This window comes from Microvirga pudoricolor (assembly GCF_016892705.1).
Classification (GTDB): Bacteria; Pseudomonadota; Alphaproteobacteria; order Rhizobiales; family Beijerinckiaceae; genus Microvirga; species Microvirga pudoricolor.
On record NZ_JAFEMB010000002.1, the window covers coordinates 32819 to 53546 of the forward strand.

Genomic DNA, 20728 nt, shown 5'->3' on the forward strand with positions numbered 1-20728 from the left:
CGCTCAAGAGTAAGCGCGACATCGTCAGGAGAAGACCGACCCATAGGTCTCGGGTTTGAAGCCGACGATCACCTGACCCTGCCGGTCGAGCACGGGGCGCTTGATGAGGGACGGGTGCTCCAGCATGAGGGACAGAGCCTTCCTCTCGTCGAGGCCGTCCTTCTCATCATCCGGCAGCTTCCGAAACGTCGTGCCCGACCGGTTGAGGAGAGTTTCCCAACCCACCTGACGGGCCCAACCCTCGAGGCGCGCCCGGTCGATGCCCTGGCTCCTGTAATCGTGAAACACATAGGGCACGCCAGCCGCATCGAGCCAAGCACGCGCCTTCTTCATCGTGTCGCAGTTCTTGATCCCGTAGAGGAGGGACATATCAGTTGTCGCCATTCTTATCCTTAGCCCGAAAAGTGACAGGTGAAGGCTAACTCGGGTTCGCCCTTAGCGAGGTTTGCGTTCTATCTTAATTCTGGATGACTTTTTTGGAATAAGTTAAGACGGCATATCCTTTTCTCGGCGTCGAACCGATGTGAGATCATCCAGCCAATATCCAATTGACCACCGATGCCACGTCTTTACCACCGCCGAAGCAATCCCACAGAAGAACCGCAGAAGCGAGATCCTTGGAAACCGGTTTTCGTCATCTTCAGGTATATCGCGCCAAGGCCTCATCGAGTGAGGTCCAGTTACCTACCTCGGCGCCCGTGCGATCATAGATCAAGAAACCGTGGACCTCCGTTAGAGGCTCTATGTATGTCAATTGCGCCAACTGAATTCCCTCGCGAAGTCGGGGCGCCAGTTCAGCGATCTCACCATCCATAACCGCTTTGAGTGTGCAGTATGCGGCGGCCCATGCAGCATCCATTGTCGCAAACTCTTCGGCGATACCTTCGTACGGAATGGGTGCTTTCAACGGCGGAAAGATCGCAAGTTTCGCGGTGTATGTCATGGCTTGATCATATCAATAAGAAATACAATTACAATGGCCTTTCTTGATGATCTCGTCGAATACAAAAACCCTCAACTGAAAAAACACTGAGATAGAAGAGCAATTTTCAAAACAAAGCACAGACTTATAATGTCAGTGAAGCACAATATGCCTTCAAACTGCGCAATTTTACGCTCACCGCCCTCTAAGCAACCTAGGCCAAGACCTCGCGATAGCCGGCTCTAGCGCTCCAGCACATCGATCATGTCCACCCGCGTCGCATGCCGCCCGCCTTCGAACTGGGCGTGCAGGAACGCATCCACGATCTCGAGCGCCAGCCCCTCGCCGACCACGCGGGCTCCGAGCGACAGCATGTTGGCGTCGTTGTGCTGGCGGATCATGCGGGCGGAGAACGGATCGCTGCAGACGCCGCAGCGGATGCCCTTGATCTTGTTCGCCGCCATCATGATCCCCTGGCCGGTGCCGCAGAGGACGATACCGAACCGGCAATCCCCGGAAGCGACGAGCCGCGCCGCCGCCTCGCCGTGCTTCGGATAGGGCGTGCTCTCCGGTGTCGTCGGCCCGATATCCACCGCCACCCAGCCAGCTGCCGCAAGATGAGCCGCAATCGCTTGCCTGAGCGGTATGGCGGCGTGGTCGCTGGAGAGCACGATGCGGTTGGCGGTGACCATGGATCCTTGACCTTTCGCGGAGGATGCGTGTGGGTGGGAGTCGACGATGCGCCCTCACTCCCACTCGATCGTGCCGGGCGGCTTCGAGGTGATGTCGTAGGTCACGCGGTTGATGCCCTTGACTTCGTTGATGATGCGGGTCGCCACCTGGCCGAGAAACTTCATGTCGTAGGGGTAGAAATCCGCCGTCATGCCGTCGACGGAGGTGACGGCGCGCAAGGCGCAGACGTGGTCGTAGGTGCGCCCATCCCCCATCACGCCCACGGTCTTCACCGGCAGCAGCACCGCAAAGGCCTGCCAGATCTCGTCGTAGAGGCCGGCATTGCGGATCTCCTCCAAGTAGATCGCATCGGCCTTGCGTAGGATGTCCAGCTTCTCACGGGTGATCTCGCCGGGCACGCGGATGGCGAGACCCGGGCCCGGGAAGGGGTGGCGGCCCACGAAGGCGTCGGGCAGGCCGAGCTCGCGCCCGAGCGCCCTTACCTCGTCCTTGAACAGCTCACGCAGCGGCTCCACGAGCTTCATGTTCATGCGCTCGGGCAACCCGCCCACATTGTGGTGGCTCTTGATGGTCACGGAAGGACCGCCCGTGAAGGATACGCTCTCGATCACGTCCGGGTAGAGCGTGCCCTGTGCGAGGAAATCCGCGCCACCGATCTTCTTGGCCTCCTCTTCGAAGACGTCGATGAAGAGTTTGCCGATGGTCTTGCGCTTCACCTCCGGGTCGGAGACGCCCTCCAGCGCACCGATGAAGAGGTCCTGCGCCTGCACATGCACCAGCGGGATGTTGTAGTGATCCCGGAACAAGGTCACGACCTGCTCCGCCTCGGCCGCGCGCAGCAGGCCGTGATCCACGAACACGCAGGTGAGCTGCTCGCCGATGGCCTCATGGATCAACACCGCCGCCACGGCGGAATCGACCCCGCCCGAGAGGCCGCAGATCACGCGGCCCCGGCCGACTTGGTCGCGGATGCGGGCCGTCGCCTCCTCGCGGAAGGCTTTCATGGTCCAGTCGCCCCGGCAGCCGGCAATGTCGCGCACGAAGTTGCGGATCAGGATTTCGCCCTGGGGCGTATGCACCACCTCCGGGTGGAACTGCACGCCGTAGAAATGCCGGGTCTCGTCGGCCACGATGGCGAACGGCGCGTTGGGGGAGACCGCGATGGCCTCGAAGCCGTCCGGCAGCTTGGTGACGCGGTCGCCGTGGCTCATCCAGACCGGGTGTTTCTCGCCCTTGTGCCAAACGCCCTTGAAGAGAGGGCTGTCGCGCAGGATCTCCACCTCGGCCCGGCCGAACTCCGCGTGGTGCCCGCCCTCGACCTCGCCGCCAAGCTGCGCCGCCATGGTCTGCTGCCCGTAGCAGATCCCGAAGACCGGCACGTCGGCCGAGAACAGGTCCTGGGGAGCGCGGGGCGAGGTCTCCAGGGTCACGGATTCCGGCCCGCCCGAGAGGATCACGCCCTTAGGCTTCATGTCGCGAAAGGCCTCGGCGGCCTTGTTGAACGGCACCACTTCGCAATAGACGCCCTCCTCCCGCACGCGCCGCGCGATGAGCTGGGTTACCTGGGAGCCGAAATCGACGATGAGGATCTTGTCGTGGGAGTCGGTGGTCTGGGTCATGGGCAGGGCATCGCGGCTGAGAGGGATTGTTTGAGCTAGGCTCTTAACGGGTTTGGGCTGAAAAGTCCCATCATGTGCCGCGCCTCAGGATCGAGAGGTAGAATCCATCGGTTCCCGTCCGGGCCGGGGTCAGCTGAAGCCCGTGCGCGGTGACCCGGACCTTATCCTTCAGCTGGGGTAGACCGGCCTCCCGCAGGATTTGATCGACGGGGGCGGCGGACAGGGACGGCTCGCGCTCCAGAAGGCCGGCCACCGCGTCGTCGTTCTCCTCGGGCAGGATCGAACAGGTGATGTAGGCGATCCGCCCAGCCGGTTTCAAAAGCCTTGCGGCCCGGTCGAGGACGAGAGCCTGATCTTTCAGCCGGGCCTCGAGGCTGCCGGGGCGCAGGCGCCATTTGGAATCCGGGTTACGCCGCCAAGTGCCGCAGCCGGTGCAGGGAGCGTCCACCAAGACGAGGTCGATCCGGCCGTCGAGATCAGTCACGGCATCGGCCTTCGCACGGGGTGTACGGACCTGGACGTTGCGGACACCGGCGCGGGTCAGGCGCTCGTGAATGGGCGCGAGGCGGCGGGCGTCGGAATCGGTGGCATAGAGCTGGCCGTGATTGTCCATCATGGCCGCCAGCGCCAGGGTCTTGCCGCCGCCGCCCGCGCAAAGATCGACCACCTGCTCGCCCGGCTTGGCGCCCGACAGGAGCGCCGCGAGTTGCGAGCCCTCGTCCTGGATTTCGATCCAGCCCTTGATGAACTCCGGCTCCGACTGGATCGAGGGCCCTCGTCCATCCTCGCTCGGTGCGATGCGAAGACCGAGGGGCGAGAGCGGCGTCTCGACGGCGCCGAGATGCGGCAGGGCGTCGTGCGCCTCCTCGCGGCCCGAGACCTTCAGGGTGTTGACCCTCAGGTCGAGTGGCGCCCGCGCGGTCAGGGCTTGCAGCTCCGGGACGAGATCGTCTCCGAAGACCCGGCGGAGAGAAGGCTCGATCCAGTCCGGGAAATCGCCGGCGGCGGGCGCGGGCGCGTCCTTGAGCGAGCCGGTCTCGAGGCGCTGGCGTTCCGCATCCGTGAGAGGCTGGGGTGCGAAGCGGTCGCCGGAGAACAGGTTCGCGATGGCCGGCCCGTCCAGGCCACGCTGGAGCCTGAGCATCCCCATGACGACGGCGCGCGGTGTTCCGTCGCCCATGACCCAGGCAGCGGAGGCCTTCCGGCGCAGGGCGTCATAGACGAGGCTCGCGATGGCGGCCCGGTCCTTGGACCCGGCGAAGCGATGGGACAGGCCCCAGTCCTTGAGCGCGTCCGTCACGGGACGGCGGCGGGCCTCGATGTCCTCCAGAACCTCGATGGCAGCGGAGATGCGGGCGGCGGGTGTCATCGTAAAACCACACTCAAGCTGGGCCGTAAAATTGTCATAATATTACCTGGATTCCATCGCGATCGGACTTGTATGACGGGTGCGCGTGCATGCCGCACGACACATTCCGGAGAGCTTACCGATGATCAACCTCGCCCGCATCCTGGCCCTGGGCCTGACCCTCGCCATTGCGGCCTGCGCCACGACGCCGCCCCAGACCATGACGGCGCCCCCCGCCAAGCCTCTCGATGCCAAGACCCAGCTGGAGAGCGGCCGTCGCATGTGACCGGAAGGGCGGCGTCCCCACGTCGCCCTATCCGACCCCGGCCTGCGCCGCGAAAATCCGCAGAGCGAAAACGACCCACATGATCATCAGGATGATCACGCCCGCCAGATAGGCCATGAACCGCAACGGCACCTGATTGGATGTGGTGTGGACGAGGGCATGGACCAACCGGCTCGCCACGAACATCCAGGAGAGCACCACGAAGAGCATGTCCGCCTTGCGGGTGATCATGGCGAAAGCCACGAGCACGAAGAACAGCAGCGGGATCTCGAACTGGTTGCTGAAGGCGTTGGCGGCCTGCGTGGCGCGATTGGGCCAATTGCGCTCGCCGAGAGCGATGTCCTTCACCTTCACCTCGCCCGAGCGAAGCGCGCCCATACGGGAGCGCCCCATCCAGAGCAGCAGGGCGAAGATCAGGCCGACCTGGACGAAGACGGGCAGAAGGATCGCGGATACGCTCATGGGGTGCCTCAGCTGCGGGTCGGATAGTTCGGGCTCTCCCGGGTGATCGTCACGTCGTGGACGTGGCTCTCCCGCAGGCCGGCGCTGGTGATGCGGATGAACTGCGCCTTGTCCTGGAACTCCGGCAGCGTTGCGGCACCCACATAGCCCATGGCGGCGCGGAGGCCGCCCGCGAGCTGGTGCAGCACGGCGGATACGGGACCCTTATAGGCAACCTGTCCCTCGATGCCCTCAGGCACGAGCTTCAGGGTGTCCCGGACCTCCGCCTGGAAATAGCGGTCGGCCGAGCCGCGCGCCATGGCGCCCACAGACCCCATGCCGCGATAGGATTTGTAGGAACGACCCTGCCACAGGAACACCTCACCGGGGGTCTCATCCGTGCCCGCCAGAAGCGAGCCTACCATGGCGCAGGACGCGCCCGCCGCGAGGGCCTTGGCGAGATCGCCCGAGAACTTGATGCCGCCGTCGGCGATGACCGGCACGTCGGCCTTCGCGCCCGCCTCGACGGCCTCCATGATGGCGGTGAGCTGGGGCACGCCCACGCCTGCCACGATGCGGGTGGTGCAGATGGAGCCGGGGCCGATGCCGACCTTGATGGCGTCCGCGCCCGCGTCGATGAGCGCCTGCGCGCCCTCGCGGGTCGCCACGTTGCCGGCGATGACCTGGACCGAGTTCGAGAGCTTCTTCACCCGGGCGACGCTATCGAGCACCTTCACGGAATGACCGTGGGCCGTGTCGACCACGATCACGTCGCAGCCCGCATCGATGAGCATCTCGGCCCGCTCGAAACCCTGGTCGCCCGTCGTCGTGGCGGCGGCGACCCGAAGCCGCCCCTGCTCGTCCTTCGAGGCGCTCGGATAGGCGACTTGCTTTTCGATGTCCTTGACGGTGATGAGGCCGATGCAGCGGTAATGGTCGTCCACCACCAGGAGCTTTTCGATGCGGAACTGGTGGAGGAGCCGGCGGGCCTCCTCCTGGTTCACGCCCTCGCGGACGGTGATGAGCCGATCCTTCGTCATCAGTTCGGAGACCGGTTGGTCCGGGTGGGTCGCAAAGCGCACGTCGCGGTTGGTCAGGATGCCGACGAGCTTGCCCTTGGAGCCGTTGGGCCCGCGTTCCACCACTGGGATTCCGGAGATGCCGTGGTGCTTCATGGTGGCCAGGGCGTCGGCCAGGGTCTCGTCCGGGTGGATGGTGATGGGGTTCATTACCATGCCCGATTCGTAGCGCTTCACCAGGCGAACCTGCTCGGCCTGCTGGTCCGGCTCCAGGTTGCGGTGGATGACGCCAAGCCCCCCGTTCTGGGCCATGGCGATGGCCATCCGGCCTTCGGTGACCGTGTCCATCGCCGAGGCGATGATGGGCAAGTTCAGGTGGATCGTCCGGGTCAGACGGGTCCCTACATTCACGTCGCCGGGCAGAACCTCGGAGCGGCCGGGCCTGAGCAGGACGTCATCGAAGGTCAATCCCTCGATGATCTCTTCGAGAATGCGGGCCATGGCCAACTCCTGATATGAGCTAAGGTGGGTTACGCCGCAGCGCGGCATAGAGTTGGCGAGGGTCCGTAGCATGGGCTTTAGCTTTCGCCTAGGGGACCCGTAAGACGGAATCGGCAGGTCAGCCCCGCGCCAGCGCTTCTTTGCAACGGGGGAGCGTCGCGCTAAGTCCCAACGGTTATGCGTCAGTCCCGCCTGCTGCCCCTGATCATCGCCACCGCCCTGTTCATGGAGAACACGGATTCCACGGTGATCGCGACATCCCTGCCGATGATCGCGCAGAGCCTGGGCGAGGACCCGATCGCGCTAAAGCTTGCCCTTACATCCTATCTGGTCAGCCTCGCCATCTTCATCCCGATCTCGGGCTGGATGGCGGACCGGTTCGGGGCGCGCACGATCTTCCGGGCGGCGCTCGGAGTCTTCATGGTGGGGTCGCTCGCCTGCGCGGCCGCGAACTCGCTTCCCGGCTTCGTGATGGCCCGCTTCCTCCAGGGGATGGGCGGCGCCATGATGGTGCCTGTCGGACGTCTCGTGATCCTGCGGAGCGTTCCACGAAACGAGATCGTCTCCGCCCTGGCCACCTTGACGGTCCCTGCCCTCATCGGCCCGGTGATCGGCCCGCCTCTGGGGGGCTTCATCACCACCTATTTCGACTGGCGCTGGATCTTCTTCATCAACATTCCCATCGGGCTCGTCGGTATCGTGCTCGCCACCCTCTACGTGCCCAACATCAAGGAGGAGAACACCCCGCCCCTCGACTGGCTGGGATTCATCCTGTCCGGCATCGGTTTGGCGCTCCTGATGCTGGGGTTCGCGTCCGGCGGGCGCCACCTGATCCCGGTCGAGGTGTCGGCGGCTTGCGTGGTGATCGGCGCGGCGGCCCTGGCCGCCTATTACTTCCACGCGAAGCGCACCCCTCATCCGGTCATCCAGCTGAAGCTCTTCCGGATCCCGACCTTCACCATCAGCATCCTGGGAGGCTCTCTCTTCCGGGTCGGCATCGGAGCGATCCCCTTCCTGCTTCCCCTCATGCTCCAGATCGGGTTCGGCCTCAGCCCGGTCCAATCCGGGTCGCTCACCTTCATCGCGGCAGTCGGCGCCCTGTTCAGCAAGACGTCGGCCAAGAAGGTGCTCGAGTATATGGGCTTCCGGGCGCTCCTGACCGTGAATGCCGTGATCGGAGCGGCCTTCGTGGCGGCCAACGGGTTCTTCACGCCATCGACGCCCTATTGGCTGATCATGAGCTTCCTGTTCGTCGGAGGATGGTTCCGATCGCTCCAATTCACGAGCATCAACGCCATCGCCTACGCGGACGTATCGAATCGGGATATGAGCTATGCCACGAGCCTGTCAGGCGCGGTCCAGCAGCTCTCCCTCAGTATCGGCGTCGCGCTCGGCGCCTTCGCGTTGGAGACCGCCGCCGCGTATCATGGGGACCCAGGCCTGGCGGCCAGGGACTTCGGCCCGGCCTTCATCACCGTGGCGGTCGTGTCGAGCCTCTCGGCTCTCCTGTTCTCACGCCTCGACCCCCGCGCAGGGGCCGAACTGTCCGGTCACCGCAACGTGAAGCGGCAACCCCCCTCGACCGGCCTCGGAGATGGCATGGAAGGCTCCGCTGGGCGCACTATGTCCACCGCCCAGAGTGGAAAAGCGACCCCGATGGACCGAGGAGACGCCGATGGACCAGAAGATCATCGACCTGTATGACGACTTCACCCATGGTGGGATGAACCGGCGCGCGTTCCTGGACCGGCTGGCGGCGCTCGCGGGCAGCACGGCCGCCGCGACGGCCCTTTTGCCGATCCTGCAGAACAACTACGCCCATGCCCAAACGGTGGAGGAAGCTGATCCTCGCATCACCGTCGAAACCGTGGACATTCCTGGGGTTTCAGGCTTGAAGGGCTATCTGGCGAAACCAAAATCCGCCACCGGAAAGCTGCCGACGGTCCTCGTCATCCATGAAAATCGGGGTCTGAACCCGCATATCAAGGACGTGACCCGTCGGGTCGCCACGGACGGCTTCATTGCGCTCGGGCTCGACTACCTCTCCCCCGCTGGCGGCACCCCGGCGGACGAGGAGAAGGGCCGCGAGATGATCGGCCAGATCACCCCTGCCAACGCCGTTGCATACGGGAAAGCCGCGGTCGCCTACCTGAAGGCGCTGCCGGACGGAAACGGCAAGGTCGGCGCGGTCGGCTTCTGCTGGGGCGGCGGCGCGGTGAACAATCTCGCGGTCAACGATCCGGACCTCGCGGCGGGCGTCGCTTATTACGGCGGGCAGCCCAAGGCGGAGGACGTGCCGAAGATCAAGGCGGCCCTCCTCCTGCAGTATGGCGGGCTGGACGAGCGCATCAATGCGGGCATTCCCGCCTATGAAGCCGCTCTCAAGCAGGCGGGCAAGACCTACGAGATCTTCGTTTACGAGGGCGCCAACCACGCTTTCAACAACGATACCAATGCGGCCCGGTACGACAAGGCCACCGCCGACCTGGCCTGGAGCCGGACCATCGGCTTCCTGAAGAAGTATCTGGCCTGAGGCCTAATCATCGAAGGCTTCGACCGCGATGCGCCGTCCGATCATGAAGGCATCCGCCACGAGACGGAACGGCGCGTCGTCCACCTCGGATCGGCCTGTGTTCAGCAGCTCGTCGAAACGGGCATAGATGCCCTCGTATTCTTCCGCCTTCTCGTCGACGACCACGCGGCCGTCGATCTCCAGGCGGCTGCCGCCCCCGGAGAGCTTGAGCCTTCGTCCCTCCTGTGTGTCGATCTCGATGTCCCAGCTCTGCGGGCCGGTCTGGCGCCAATCGAACACCGCCTTGAGGTCGCCACCCTGGCTCGACGTGAAAACGAGGTCCGCCGCGATGGGGGCGTCTCGGTTCGACGGGAATTGAAGGTCCGATTTCGTCACGAAGACGGGCTCGGGCATGATGCGGGTGACGATGGACAGAGCGTTGATGCCCGGATCGAAGACGCCGAAGCCGCCCGCCTGCCAGATCCATTCCTGGCCCGGATGCCAGTGCCGGACATCCTCCTTCCAGGTCACGAGGAGGCGGGTGATGGTCTGCCCGGCCAGAGCCGCCCTCGCCTCGTCGACGCCCCGGTTATGCTGGGCGTGCCACGTCGTATAGACCGTCTTGCCCACCCGCTCCCCGAGAAGCTTGAGGTCCTGCAGCTCGCTCAAGGTCGCGGCCGGGGGTTTTTCCAGGAGAACGCTCTTGCCCGCCAGCAGCGCCGCGCGAGCGATCTCGTGGCGCACCTGCGGTGGCGTGCAGATCGAAACCGCCTCCAGCTCCGGAAGCTTCAGAAGATCCCGCCAGTCCGTGAAGGTATGCTGCGCATCCTCATGCGTGAGCCCCCGCTGGCTGGATACCGCCAGGAGCTCGAAATCCGGGTTGCCGCGGATCGATGGGAGGTGCTGGTCCTGGGCGATCTTGCCGAGGCCGATGATTCCGATCCGATGCAGCGCCACGATCCCCTCCCCATCCGGCCCTAGGACCTATTCGTCTTCGGCCTGTTCCTTCGACCCACGGAAACCGGTGGCGAGCACATAGAGTTCCGCCGAATCCGAGCGGCTCGCAGAAGGCTTCACGTGCCGGACCACGGCGAAATCCCGCTTGAGATCGGCCAGAAGCTGACTCTCGGTGCCGCCCTGGAACACCTTGGCCACGAAGGCACCGCCAGGCGCGAGGATCTCGCGGGCGAAATAGATTGCGGCCTCGGCCAGGCCCATGATGCGAAGGTGGTCCGTCTTCTTATGGCCGGTGGTGTTGGCGGCCATGTCGGACATGACGATATCGGCCGGGCCGCCCAGCATGTCGATCAGCTTGCCGGGGGCGGTCTCGTCGAGGAAGTCGAGCTGGATGAACTCGACGCCCGGCAGCGGGTCGATGTCGAGCAGATCGATGCCCACGACCTTTCCCTTCGCGCCTACCTTCCTGGCCGCGATCTGCGCCCAGCCGCCCGGCGCCGCGCCAAGGTCGACCACGCGCTGACCCGGCTTGAGAAGATGATACTTCTCGTCGATCTCCAGCAGCTTGAAGGCCGCGCGCGAACGATAACCCTCGCGCTTGGCGCGCGCCACATACGGGTCGTTCAGCTGGCGCTCCAGCCATTTCTGGGACGACAAGGAGCGCTTGTGGGCGGTCTTGACCCGTTGCTTCAGGTTCCGCGTGCCGGAACCGCTTTTCTCGCTCACCGATGGCTCTCCCGATGCCAGACGCTGTCCTCTCGCATCATGTTCATCAAAATTCCCTCGCGCAGGCCCCGGTCGGCGATGCGCAGGCGGTCCGACGGAAACGCGCGCCGGATGGCTTCGAGGATCGCGCAACCCGCGAGCACGAGATCGGCCCGCTCCTTGCCGATGCAGGCATTGCCCGCCCGGTGCTCGAAACTGGTGCCGATCAGGCCCTCGATCACGCGGGTGATCTCGCGGGACTGCATCCACAATCCGTCGACACGCCGGCGGTCGTAGCGCGGCAAGCCCAGATGGATGCCGCCCACGGTGGTGACGGTGCCGGACGTGCCGAGGAGATGGAAGTCCTTGGCGCGGGAGGCTTGCGCGGCCACGACGGTGAAATCGAGAAGCAGGTCCGCGACCTCCTCCACCATGCCCTCGAAGATGTCGCGGGTGACGTCGATGCCGCCGTGGCGCTCCGCGAGGGTGACGACCCCGACCGGGAGCGAATCCCAGGCCCGGATCCGCTGAGTGGGGTCCGAGTGCGGGCTGGTGGCCTGCCCGTCCAGCCAGGCGATCTCCGTCGAGCCGCCGCCGATATCGAAGATGATGACCGAATGGGCCTTCGGATCGGCCAGCGCGGCGCAGCCCGTGACGGCCAGATAGGCCTCCGTCTTGCGGTCCACGACCTCCAGCTCGAGGTCCAGGTCGCCCCGCACCCGCTCGATGAAAGCGGGTCCGTTCGCGGCGAGACGGCAGGCCTCGGTCGCCACGAGGCGCGCGCGCCTGACGTCCCTCGCCGACATCTTGTCCCGGCAGACCCGCAAGGCGTCGATGGTGCGCTCGATGGCGTCCGGGCTGAGCTGGTTGCCGAGGCCCAGCCCCTCGCCGAGGCGCACGATGCGCGAGAAAGCATCCACGACCCGGAAGCCGAAGTGGGAAGGCTCCGCGATCAACAGGCGACAGTTGTTGGTGCCGAGATCGAGCGCCGCATAGCTACGCGAGGACCGGCGGCTCGGGGGCCGGGGGACAGTCCAGGGCGTCGCGAGGCCCGAACCTACGACGGTATCGGCCCTTTCGTCTCCCGCCTCGGCAATCGCGTCGTTCTTAACGGTCAAAACACAATCCTTGGACGCCTCGTATCCGGCGTCCCATTCGACCCGAAGATTAACAACCGGGAACCGGCTCTGCCAAGGGCAGATCCGCGTGGCAGAACCGGTCTCCCGTGGGAATCGCGGGAGAGGCCGGTGGGCTCACATGGAAAAACCCTTGAAGCGGGCTGTCAGGTCCATCAGCACCTCAGCCCCGACATTGCCGAAGGCGACCCGCAGGTTGTTGTCCTGCCCCGGCCCGAAATAGCTGCCCGGCAGGCAAAGGACACCCCGTTCCGTCGCCAGCCGCTCGGCGACCTGCTGCGCCGTGTGATCGGCGAAGGGGTGCCGCAGATAGGCGAAATAGGCTCCGGCCGACTCGATATCCCAGTCATAGCAGGACCGCATGGCGGCCTGGAACACGCTCGCGCGCCGGTTGATCTCGACCCGGTTCTCCTCCCGCCAGTCCCGCAGGTGCTCGATGGCCCAGGGCAGGACCGTCTGGGCGGGACGCGGTGGGCAGATCTGGAGGCAGTCGAGAATCTTGGCGGCCTGCCCGATGAGGCTCGGACCCGCCGCGATGGCACCCATCCGATGGCCCGGAATGGCGTAGGACTTCGAGAACGAATAGAGTTGTACCACCGTGTCGCGCCAAGTCGGATTGGCGAAAAGCCCATGGGGCCGGTTCACGCCGCTTGGCAGAAAGTCCCGGTAAGTCTCGTCTATCACGAGATAAATGCCCTTGCGCCGGCATAGATCCGCGAAGCTCTCGATGAGGTGGTCGGGATAGACGGCGCCGGTGGGATTGTTGGGTGTGACGAGGACGATGGCCTTGACCTTCTCGTCGATCAGCAGCTCGGCGTCCTCCACGCGAGGGGCGTACCCCTCCTCCTCGAGGCAGCGCAGCGCACGCGGGTCAACGCCCAGCATGTCCAAGGTCATCTGATAGTTGAAGTACCAGGGCGTCGGCAGCAGCACCGCGTCACCGTGCCGGGCGAGCGTCATGACCGTGGCAAAGAAGGCCATGTTGCAGCCGGCCGTGATGGCGATGTCGGCAGGCTCGATCCGCGCCTCGTAGAGCCTGGACAGGTCCGCCGCATATGCGGCCCGAAGGTCGCCATCGCCCTCGATGGCCCCATACCGGGCCACGTCGGGTGAGCCGGACGCCGCCGACAAGCGCTCTAGGAAGGCGTGGTGGGGTGCGTTGCCGGGCACCGCCTGAGATAGGTTGATCGCCGGTCCATGGGCGCCATCATAGCGGTCCAGCCAAGCGCGAGCCTCCGGAATTGGCGGCGATCCGACCTTCGTGACGAGGGGATTCAGAATGGGCGACGGGGTGGACCGCATGAACGAAGCTCGGGTCGGCGGCGGGAGATTGCCTGGGCGGGATGGGTGGAGGCCATTCGGCCGAAGGGTGCAGGATCATGCCTACACATTCCTGCGGACACGCGCCATTGCCGACCTCATGGAAACTGGAAGTGGGCCGACAGTCCCAGGTTTCCAGGGGCAACTGACCTTAGTTGCCCCAAAGTCACACGACTATAAATCCGCGTGAACACTTCAAGAATTAAGACCAAGTTCCTCGACAACGCCTCTACGATGGCTGCGAACGGCATTTTGACTGCAATAACAGAACATCGTCTTTGCGGTTCGTGATCGATCTCGGACGAAAATCGTCCTCGTCTTGCAAGAGTAGGGTAACGCCATGATCCGTCTTCGCTCGCAGGTGAATGCAACGCCCCATTCCTGCAGTGGATGGAGGCTGGCGGCGGCAGCCGGCGCCCTGGCAGGAGGCTCCCTGTTCGCCGCGCCCGCTTCGGCGCAGTTCATTTGTGCCGACGAATTCGGCTTACCCAGCGGCGCGTCGGCCGTTGCACCGGGCTCGGTCGCGTGCGGCACCCAGGCAAACGCCTTAAACGCGAATGCGACTGCGATCGGCGATCAGGCCCAGGCTACGGGGTTCAATTCGGTAGCGATCGGGGCGGGCTCGATCGCGAACGAGGCCAACACGGTATCTTTCGGCTCCGGCGGCGCGACGCGGAGGCTCACCAACGTGTCTGACGGAACGGCCGCCACAGACGCTGTCAATTTCGGCCAGCTCGACGACCTCTCCGACAGCGTCGCCGCCCTGGCGTTCTTCGTCGGCTTCGACACGGGCGCCATCATCAGCCTCGACACCCGCATCGACCGACTCGAGGACGGAACGGCGGGCCTCGTCCGCCAGGCCACGAACACGTCTCCGATCACGGTCGGCGCGCAAACCCTTGGCACCAGCGTCAGCTTCGCCAATTCGGGCGGAGCATCGCGCACCCTGACGGGCGTAGCGAACGGCACCGTCGCGGCCGGGAGCACGCAGGCGGTCACGGGCGACCAGCTCGACAGCGTCGCGGACGCCCTCGGCGGCACCCAAACGATCACGGGCGGCCGGCTTGGGGTGTCCTACACCCTCTCCGGGACCACCTACACCGATGTCGGGTCGGCGCTGGGCGGGCTCGATACCCGGGTCGCCACGAACACCACCGACATCAGCAACCTGACGACGACCGTGAGCACGGTCTCCGGCAACGTCACCACCCTCACCAACAACATCACCAACGGCACCATCGGCCTCGTCCAGCGCGACGCCGTCACGAACGCCATCACGGTTGCCAGCACGTTCGGCGGCACGTCCGTGAACTTCGCCGGCACCGACGGTGCGCGCGTCTTGAGCGGTGTCGCATCCGGTGTCGCGGGAACCGACGCGGTGAATGTCGGCCAGCTCAACGCAGCCCTGTCGGGCGTCGGCGGTTATGCGCCGGTCTCGGCCAACAACACGAGCGGCTTCGCCAATCCCGTCGCGAGCGGCCCGGATGCGCTCGCGGTCGGCTACGGCTCCACGGCCGCTGGGGCCAACGCGTTCGCAGCCGGCACGTCGAGCCAGGCGGGCGGGGCGGCAGCGACGGCGGCAGGCAACGGCAGCAACGCCTCTGGCGCCAACAGCGCCGCCTTCGGCCAGGGCAGCCTTGCAAGCGCGGCCGGAGCGACCGCCCTCGGACAGGCCGCCAGCGCCTCAGGCGCGGGAGCCACCGCCTCCGGCAGCACGGCCCTGGCGAGCGCCGCCGGGACCTCGGCCTTCGGCTCGGGGGCTCAGGCGACCTTCGCGGGCGCCACCGCCATCGGCTCCGGGGCGCGGGCGACCGCCGATCCGACCACCGCGGTGGGGTTCGAGGCTGCCGCCACGGGCAACAACGCCTCCGCGTTCGGTGGGAACGCCGTCGCGTCCGCCGCAAGCGCCACGGCGCTCGGGCAAGGTGCCGTCGCGAGCGCCAGCGGGGCCACCGCCGTGGGCCAGGGGTCCCGGGCGAGCCATGCGGGCGCCGTCGCGATCGGCACCGGCGCCGTCACGAGCCGCCCGAACCAGGTCGCGGTCGGCACGGCCCGAAACACCTACACGCTGGCGGGCGTGACCTCGGCCGGGAGCCGGGCGGCCCAAAGCGGTCCGACCCAGTTCGTCACCTCCGACAGCGCGGGCAATCTGGCCACGACCGCCATCGACCTGAGCGGTATCGACAGCCTCAACTCCCGCGTCGGCAACCTGGAATACGGCTTCGCGGCGCTCGCCGATTACGCCGTCGACTCCCGCAAGGAAGCCCGCCGGGGAACGGCTGCCGCCATGGCGATGACCACGGCGCCGATGCCATCCCTGCCCGGCCGCACGAGCTGGGCCGTCAACGGGGCAACCTTCCGGGGCGAGTATGGCGTCGGCGCCTCCATGGCCCACCGCCTCGACACGGCGGCCCCCATGGCGATCACTGCGGGCTACGCCTTTGCGGGCGACGCCAACCATGGCGTGCGGGTCGGCCTAGCGGGCGAGTTCTGAGGCGTGGCGCTCATCGGTTCGAGGTTTTTTGGGCTTGGGGTCTTGGGCCTCCTGGCGCTCCAGGCCGTGCCGGCATCCGCCCAGGCGCCCTCCCTGGCCCCCTCGGGGGCACCAGCCGCCGCCACGGCTCCCCAGACCCGTCCCGCCCAGATCGACCGCAACGGGGTGCTGATCCTCATCCGCTCCGTCCTGCTGGCGGTCCATCAGGCCAACGAGACGGGCAACTACACGGTGCTGCGGGAGCTGGGATCGCCGGGTTTCCAGGCGGCCAACACCTCCGCCCGCCTGTCGGAGATCTTCAGCAACCTGCGCAGCCAGAAGATCGACCTGTCGGGGGTCACGGTTCTCGAGCCGAGGCTGACCGTCCTGCCGGAAATTACCCCGAACGGCCAGATGCGCATGGCGGGCTTCTTCCCGTCCGTGCCACTGCAGGTGAATTTCGAGCTGATCTTCGCGCCCGTGGAAGGCCGTTGGCGTCCCTTCGGGATCGGCATCAATGTGGGCCAGTCGGGCCCGGTGGCCCCAGCGCCGCCTCCCCCCGAGCCGCCCCAGGCGCAGGACAAACCCGCGCCCGCCGCCAAGCCAGAGCCGGCAAAGCCAGCGCCGGAGCCCGCGAGGCCGCGACGCCCGGCCGTGCCACCCGCCTCCGAATAAGGAAAAGGGCGGCCCAGATGTCCCCGAGCCGCCCCCCAATCATTTCGTCGTGCGGGAGACTTAGTCCTTGGCGCGTTCCACGTACGAGCCGTCTTCCGTCATGATGACCACGCGGGTGCCGGCCTGGATGTGGGGTGGCACGAGGGTGCGCACGCCGTTGGACAGCATGGCGGGCTTGTAGGACGAGGAGGCCGTCTGGCCCTTCACCACCGGCTCCGTCTCGGTGATCTCCAGCGTGATCCGGGCCGGCAGCTCAATGGCGATCGGCACGCCGTTATGGACGCTCAGCATCACGGCCATGCCCTCCTGAAGGTAGGCGGCCTGATCCCCGATGATGTCGTCCTGGACGGCGAGCTGCTCATAGGTCTCGGGGTTCATGAAGTGGTAGCCTTCCCCGTCGCTGTAAAGGAAGGTGTGCTCCCGGTCCTCCACGAAGGCGCGCTCCACCTGCTCCGTCGTGCGGTAGCGCTCGGACACCTTCACACCGTCCGAGATGCGGCGCATGTCGAGCTGGGTGACGGGAGTGCCCTTGCCGGGGTGGATGTTCTGGGCGGTCAGAACCACATAGAGACGGCCGTCCATGTCGACGACGTTGCCTTTACGCAGTGAAGAGGCGATGACCTTCACGGGACGCTTTCCTTGTGACAGAGGTGGATGCACCGCCTGTGCCGGGGAGCCCTGCCTTCAGCGATACGGAATATCTCTGTGCCGCACCTATCGCATCTCGGCGCAAATCGCCAGTCCGTGACCTTGGTTAGTTTTCAAGAGACGCCTTCGATGACCAGCCCATCCGCCGCGCCCTCCCCCTGGTGGATGCCCCATATCCACGCGGACCGGCGCCCCTTCCTCCTGGCTCGCAACCGCATTCAGGGCGCTTTGCGCCGGTTCTTCGAGGCTCGGGATTTCGTGGAGGTCGATACCGCCACGCTTCAGGTCTCTCCGGGCAACGAGGCCCACCTTCATGCCTTCGCCACCCAGGCCCTTGGCCTGGATGGAACGAAGCAGCCCCTCTACCTGCATACATCCCCCGAATTCGCCTGCAAGAAGCTCCTGGTGGCGGGCGAAGAGAGACTGCTGTGCTTCGCCCACGTCTATCGCAACCGGGAGCGCGGCCCCCTGCACCACCCGGAATTCACCATGCTGGAATGGTATCGGGCCGGTGAATCCTATGAACGTCTCATGGCGGATTGCGGCGAGTGTCTCGGTCTCGCGGCCGAGACCGCGGGGGCGACGAGGCTCCGTTTCAGGGGCAGCGAGGCCGATCCGTTCCGGGAGCCCGAACGCCTGAGCGTGGCGGAGGCCTTCGAGCGCCACGCGGGCATCGACCTGCTGGCCACGATCGCGACCTCCGGGGAAACCGACCGGGACGGCTTGGCCAATCGGTTGCGCGCCGCCGGGATCCGGGTCGCGGCTGACGACACCTGGGCCGATCTCTTCAGCCGGGTGATCGTGGAGAAGGTCGAGCCTCGGCTCGGCCACGGCCGTGCCACGATCCTGGACGAATACCCCGTGGCCGAGGCCGCCCTTGCCCGTCCGGCCGCCCGCGATCCCCGGGTTGCCGAGAGGTTCGAGCTGTATGCCTGCGGGGTCGAGGTGGCCAACGCCTTCGGGGAGCTTACGGATGCGGCCGAGCAGCGACGTCGGTTCGAGGCGGAAATGACGGAAAAGATGCGGGTCTACGGTGAGACCTATCCCCTCGACGAGGATTTCCTGGCTGCCCTGGCCCACATGCCGGAGGCGAGCGGCATCGCGCTGGGTTTCGACCGCCTCGTAATGCTGGCGACGGGGGCATCGCGGATCGACCAGGTGCTCTGGGCGCCGGTGCAGGAACCGACGCCGGTGCCGGCCCGATGAGCGCCGCCCGCACCCTGCGCACGCCCGATGCGCTGTCCGAGCGCGGGTTGCTCGATCCCGCGGAGCTGCCGGCCATCCGCACGGTCGCAGAGCGTTACGCCGTGGCCGTGAGCCCCGCCATCGCCGACCTCATCGACCCCGCCGATCCGGATGATCCCATCGCGCGCCAGTTCATTCCGCAGGCGGCCGAACTGACATTGGCGCCCGAGGAGCGGGCCGATCCCATCGGCGATCTCGCGCACAGCCCGGTCGAGGGCATCGTTCACCGCTATCCGGACCGGGTTCTGCTCAAGGCGGTTCACGTCTGCCCGGTCTATTGCCGGTTCTGCTTCCGGCGGGAGATGGTGGGGCCCCAGGGCCTCGGGACCCTGTCTCCGGACGCGCTCGACCGAGCTGTCGCATACATCGCGTCCCGGTCTGAGATCTGGGAGGTGATCCTGACCGGCGGCGACCCGCTCGTGCTGTCGCCGCGCCGCTTGGCCGATATGATGGAGCGGCTGGCGGGAATCGACCACGTCAAGGTCGTGCGTTTCCACACGCGCGTCCCCGTGGTCGACCCGGACCACGTCGATGCGGAACTGATCGCAGCCCTGAAGGCGACGGGCAAAAGCACCTATGTGGCCCTTCACGCCAACCATCCCCGCGAGCTGTCGCCGGCTGCCAGGGCGGCGTGCGCCCGGCTGGTCGATTCCGGAGTGTCGATGATCAGCCAGTCCGTTCTGCTGAAAGGGGTGAACGACGATCCCGAGACCCTGGCGGCTCTCATGCGCGCTTTCGTGGAAGCCAGGATCAAGCCGTATTACCTGCACCATCCGGACCTGGCGCCCGGGACCGGCCATTTCCGGCTGTCCATCGCGGAAGGGCAGGCCCTGGTGGCGGGCTTGCGGGGCCGGGTCTCCGGCCTTTGCCAGCCGACCTACGTGCTCGACATTCCCGGAGGCCACGGCAAAGCCGTGATGAGCCCGAATGCCGTCGAGCATCGCGGCGAAGGCTGCTATGCGGTCACGGATTTTCGCGGGGGGACCCATGCCTATCCGCCGCCTGACGATCCTGTCCCGGCCGGAGGCTGACTCCGCCCGTCGCACGGCATTTGCCGGTCAGGATTCGGCGCCGCCCGGCGGATCGTCCTGCGGAGCCCGGTCCTGCGCGCGCGCGCTCTGCGTGCTGCCATCGTCCTGCGTGATCGTCTGAACGGCCTTGAGCCTGTCGCGCCAATGCTGCTGCCGCCTGGTGTCGTCCGGGTTCGGATCGTCGGCCTCGCGGGCACCACCCTCGAAGAAGATCGAAGCCGCCGCGACGATCAGGACGGACAGGATGAGCCTCGATACGATCATGGGGAGCCCCTTTGCGTCGTTTCCAAAGTCGAGGCCAAAGATGGCTTCTTTATGAAACAGAGTAGCGAGCGTCTCTCGCTGGGAGCTCAGTCGAAACCGCCCTTCTGTCGGCCCTGCTTAATCTGGGAACGTTTATTCTTGCCTTCGAGCCTTCTGAGCTTGGACGAGTAGGTGGGCTTGGTGGGCCGGCGGGGTTTGGGACGTTCCGTCGCCTGCCGCACCAGTTCCACGAGCCGCTCCAGAGCGTCCTCCCGGTTCCGTTCCTGGGTGCGAAACCGCTGGGCGGTGATCACCAGCACCCCCTCGCCAGTCAGGCGCCGACCCGCGAGACGCTCAAGCCGTGCTCGCACATCCTCCGGCAGGGAGGGCGACCCTCGAACGTCGAAGCGCAACTGGACGGCGGTTGCAACCTTGTTGACATTCTGGCCCCCTGGGCCGGAGCCGCGAATGAAGGTCTCCTCGATTTCCCGTTCGTCCAGACGGATGGATGGGGTCACGACGATCATGCGGGCCTCGGCTCGAAGGGAAGGCAGAGCGTTCGGCTCCGCCTGCGACGGGTCTAGCACGGCGACAAGCGGCGACGCCAACGCTTCCCACCCCCATATACCTACGCTTCACAACCAAAGGTACATAGACTGATCTTGTCTGATCGTTAGTTGTATCGATACTCTATATCCAGCGGATCGTTCGGCACCCATGGCCAAAACCCCCTCTCGCTCGCAGAGACAAGACGTCCTCGCCCATCCGGGATCCAAGCCGGAGGTCACGATCGCCACGGGTCTCTCGCCGGAGGAAACCGCTCGCTATATCGCCGAATTTTCGGCGGAGCTGTCCTATCTGGCCCGCAGGGCCAAGCTCGATCTTCTGGCCTATCTGCTCGACATGGCCAAACTTGAGGCCGCCGGGCTCGCCCGCAAGGCGAAGGACGACTGA

At 65.9% G+C, this 20728-nt stretch carries 22 protein-coding genes; 8 read left to right on the plus strand and 14 right to left on the minus strand.

The window, feature by feature from the left end; genetic code table 11:
* Positions 1-24 precede the first annotated feature (24 nt).
* The 5 genes from ILT42_RS09125 to ILT42_RS09145 all read right to left on the minus strand — a co-directional run bounded on the left by ILT42_RS09125 (position 25) and on the right by ILT42_RS09145 (position 4603).
* Entirely contained in the window at positions 25-384 is a 360-nt protein-coding gene (locus ILT42_RS09125) for an ArsC family reductase (protein WP_204215185.1), read from the minus strand.
* A gap of 256 nt (positions 385-640) precedes the next feature.
* A complete protein-coding gene (locus ILT42_RS09130) occupies positions 641-943 on the minus strand; it encodes a hypothetical protein (RefSeq protein WP_204215187.1) in 303 nt (100 codons plus the stop codon).
* A 221-nt stretch (positions 944-1164) separates the two neighbouring features.
* Positions 1165-1614, minus strand: a complete 450-nt coding sequence (rpiB, locus tag ILT42_RS09135; RefSeq protein ID WP_204215189.1) for a ribose 5-phosphate isomerase B — start codon at positions 1612-1614, stop codon at positions 1165-1167.
* Positions 1615-1668: 54 nt separating this feature from the next.
* Complete coding sequence (gene guaA / locus ILT42_RS09140) at positions 1669-3234, minus strand: glutamine-hydrolyzing GMP synthase (RefSeq protein WP_204215191.1); 1566 nt, start codon at positions 3232-3234, stop codon at positions 1669-1671.
* Between the two features lie 70 nt (positions 3235-3304).
* On the minus strand, positions 3305-4603 hold the full coding sequence (locus tag ILT42_RS09145; RefSeq protein ID WP_204215193.1) for an RsmB/NOP family class I SAM-dependent RNA methyltransferase: 1299 nt from the start codon (positions 4601-4603) through the stop codon (positions 3305-3307).
* Positions 4604-4724: 121 nt separating this feature from the next.
* Between ILT42_RS09145 and ILT42_RS09150 the strand changes: the two genes are divergently transcribed.
* Positions 4725-4868: a hypothetical protein gene (locus ILT42_RS09150; RefSeq protein WP_204215195.1), complete on the plus strand. Its 144-nt coding sequence runs from the start codon at positions 4725-4727 to the stop codon at positions 4866-4868.
* A gap of 27 nt (positions 4869-4895) precedes the next feature.
* Here ILT42_RS09150 and ILT42_RS09155 read toward each other — a convergent pair whose 3' ends face one another.
* Together ILT42_RS09155 and guaB are read right to left on the minus strand one after the other, a co-directional pair.
* Positions 4896-5330, minus strand: a complete 435-nt coding sequence (locus tag ILT42_RS09155) for an MAPEG family protein (RefSeq protein WP_204215197.1) — start codon at positions 5328-5330, stop codon at positions 4896-4898.
* 8 nt (positions 5331-5338) lie between these two features.
* Positions 5339-6829 (minus strand): IMP dehydrogenase, encoded by a 1491-nt coding sequence (guaB, locus tag ILT42_RS09160; RefSeq protein WP_204215199.1) that lies wholly within the window; start codon positions 6827-6829, stop codon positions 5339-5341.
* 177 nt (positions 6830-7006) lie between these two features.
* Between guaB and ILT42_RS09165 the strand changes: the two genes are divergently transcribed.
* Both ILT42_RS09165 and ILT42_RS09170 read left to right on the plus strand, forming a co-directional pair.
* Entirely contained in the window at positions 7007-8533 is a 1527-nt protein-coding gene (locus tag ILT42_RS09165) for a DHA2 family efflux MFS transporter permease subunit (protein ID WP_204215201.1), read from the plus strand.
* Positions 8505-9362: a dienelactone hydrolase family protein gene (locus tag ILT42_RS09170; protein ID WP_204215203.1), complete on the plus strand. Its 858-nt coding sequence runs from the start codon at positions 8505-8507 to the stop codon at positions 9360-9362. Before ILT42_RS09165 ends, ILT42_RS09170 begins: the two co-directional genes overlap by 29 nt.
* A gap of 3 nt (positions 9363-9365) precedes the next feature.
* Here the strand turns inward: ILT42_RS09170 and ILT42_RS09175 are convergent, their stop codons facing one another.
* From ILT42_RS09175 to ILT42_RS09190, 4 genes are all read right to left on the minus strand, one after another.
* A complete protein-coding gene (locus ILT42_RS09175; protein ID WP_204215206.1) occupies positions 9366-10298 on the minus strand; it encodes a Gfo/Idh/MocA family protein in 933 nt (310 codons plus the stop codon).
* A 27-nt stretch (positions 10299-10325) separates the two neighbouring features.
* Positions 10326-11024 (minus strand): RlmE family RNA methyltransferase, encoded by a 699-nt coding sequence (locus ILT42_RS09180; protein ID WP_204215208.1) that lies wholly within the window; start codon positions 11022-11024, stop codon positions 10326-10328.
* Positions 11021-12121 carry a Ppx/GppA phosphatase family protein gene (locus ILT42_RS09185; protein WP_204215210.1) on the minus strand — a complete coding sequence of 367 codons (1101 nt, stop codon included), beginning with the start codon at positions 12119-12121 and terminating at the stop codon, positions 11021-11023. The genes ILT42_RS09180 and ILT42_RS09185 overlap by 4 nt, the downstream gene beginning before the upstream one ends.
* 135 nt (positions 12122-12256) lie before the next feature.
* On the minus strand, positions 12257-13441 hold the full coding sequence (locus tag ILT42_RS09190) for an aminotransferase (protein WP_204215212.1): 1185 nt from the start codon (positions 13439-13441) through the stop codon (positions 12257-12259).
* A gap of 358 nt (positions 13442-13799) precedes the next feature.
* On the opposite strand from ILT42_RS09190, the gene ILT42_RS09195 reads away from it, so the two are divergent.
* Together ILT42_RS09195 and ILT42_RS09200 are read left to right on the plus strand one after the other, a co-directional pair.
* Positions 13800-15953: a YadA family autotransporter adhesin gene (locus tag ILT42_RS09195; RefSeq protein WP_204215214.1), complete on the plus strand. Its 2154-nt coding sequence runs from the start codon at positions 13800-13802 to the stop codon at positions 15951-15953.
* Between the two features lie 3 nt (positions 15954-15956).
* Positions 15957-16607, plus strand: a complete 651-nt coding sequence (locus ILT42_RS09200; protein ID WP_204215215.1) for a hypothetical protein — start codon at positions 15957-15959, stop codon at positions 16605-16607.
* Between the two features lie 60 nt (positions 16608-16667).
* Here the strand turns inward: ILT42_RS09200 and efp are convergent, their stop codons facing one another.
* Positions 16668-17234, minus strand: coding sequence for an elongation factor P (gene efp, locus ILT42_RS09205; protein WP_324617725.1), 567 nt, complete (start codon positions 17232-17234; stop codon positions 16668-16670).
* A 150-nt stretch (positions 17235-17384) separates the two neighbouring features.
* On the opposite strand from efp, the gene epmA reads away from it, so the two are divergent.
* Positions 17385-18461 (plus strand): EF-P lysine aminoacylase EpmA, encoded by a 1077-nt coding sequence (gene epmA / locus ILT42_RS09210; RefSeq protein ID WP_204215217.1) that lies wholly within the window; start codon positions 17385-17387, stop codon positions 18459-18461.
* On the plus strand, positions 18458-19531 hold the full coding sequence (locus ILT42_RS09215; RefSeq protein WP_204215219.1) for a lysine-2,3-aminomutase-like protein: 1074 nt from the start codon (positions 18458-18460) through the stop codon (positions 19529-19531). The genes epmA and ILT42_RS09215 overlap by 4 nt, the downstream gene beginning before the upstream one ends.
* 27 nt (positions 19532-19558) lie before the next feature.
* On the opposite strand, the gene ILT42_RS09220 is transcribed toward ILT42_RS09215, so the two are convergent.
* Both ILT42_RS09220 and arfB read right to left on the minus strand, forming a co-directional pair.
* A complete protein-coding gene (locus ILT42_RS09220) occupies positions 19559-19795 on the minus strand; it encodes a hypothetical protein (protein ID WP_204215221.1) in 237 nt (78 codons plus the stop codon).
* A gap of 86 nt (positions 19796-19881) precedes the next feature.
* The gene (arfB, locus tag ILT42_RS09225) at positions 19882-20301 is read right to left on the minus strand and encodes an alternative ribosome rescue aminoacyl-tRNA hydrolase ArfB (RefSeq protein WP_204215223.1); all 420 of its coding nucleotides are present in this window, start codon (positions 20299-20301) and stop codon (positions 19882-19884) included.
* A gap of 190 nt (positions 20302-20491) precedes the next feature.
* On the opposite strand from arfB, the gene ILT42_RS09230 reads away from it, so the two are divergent.
* Positions 20492-20728, plus strand: coding sequence for a hypothetical protein (locus ILT42_RS09230; RefSeq protein ID WP_204215225.1), 237 nt, complete (start codon positions 20492-20494; stop codon positions 20726-20728).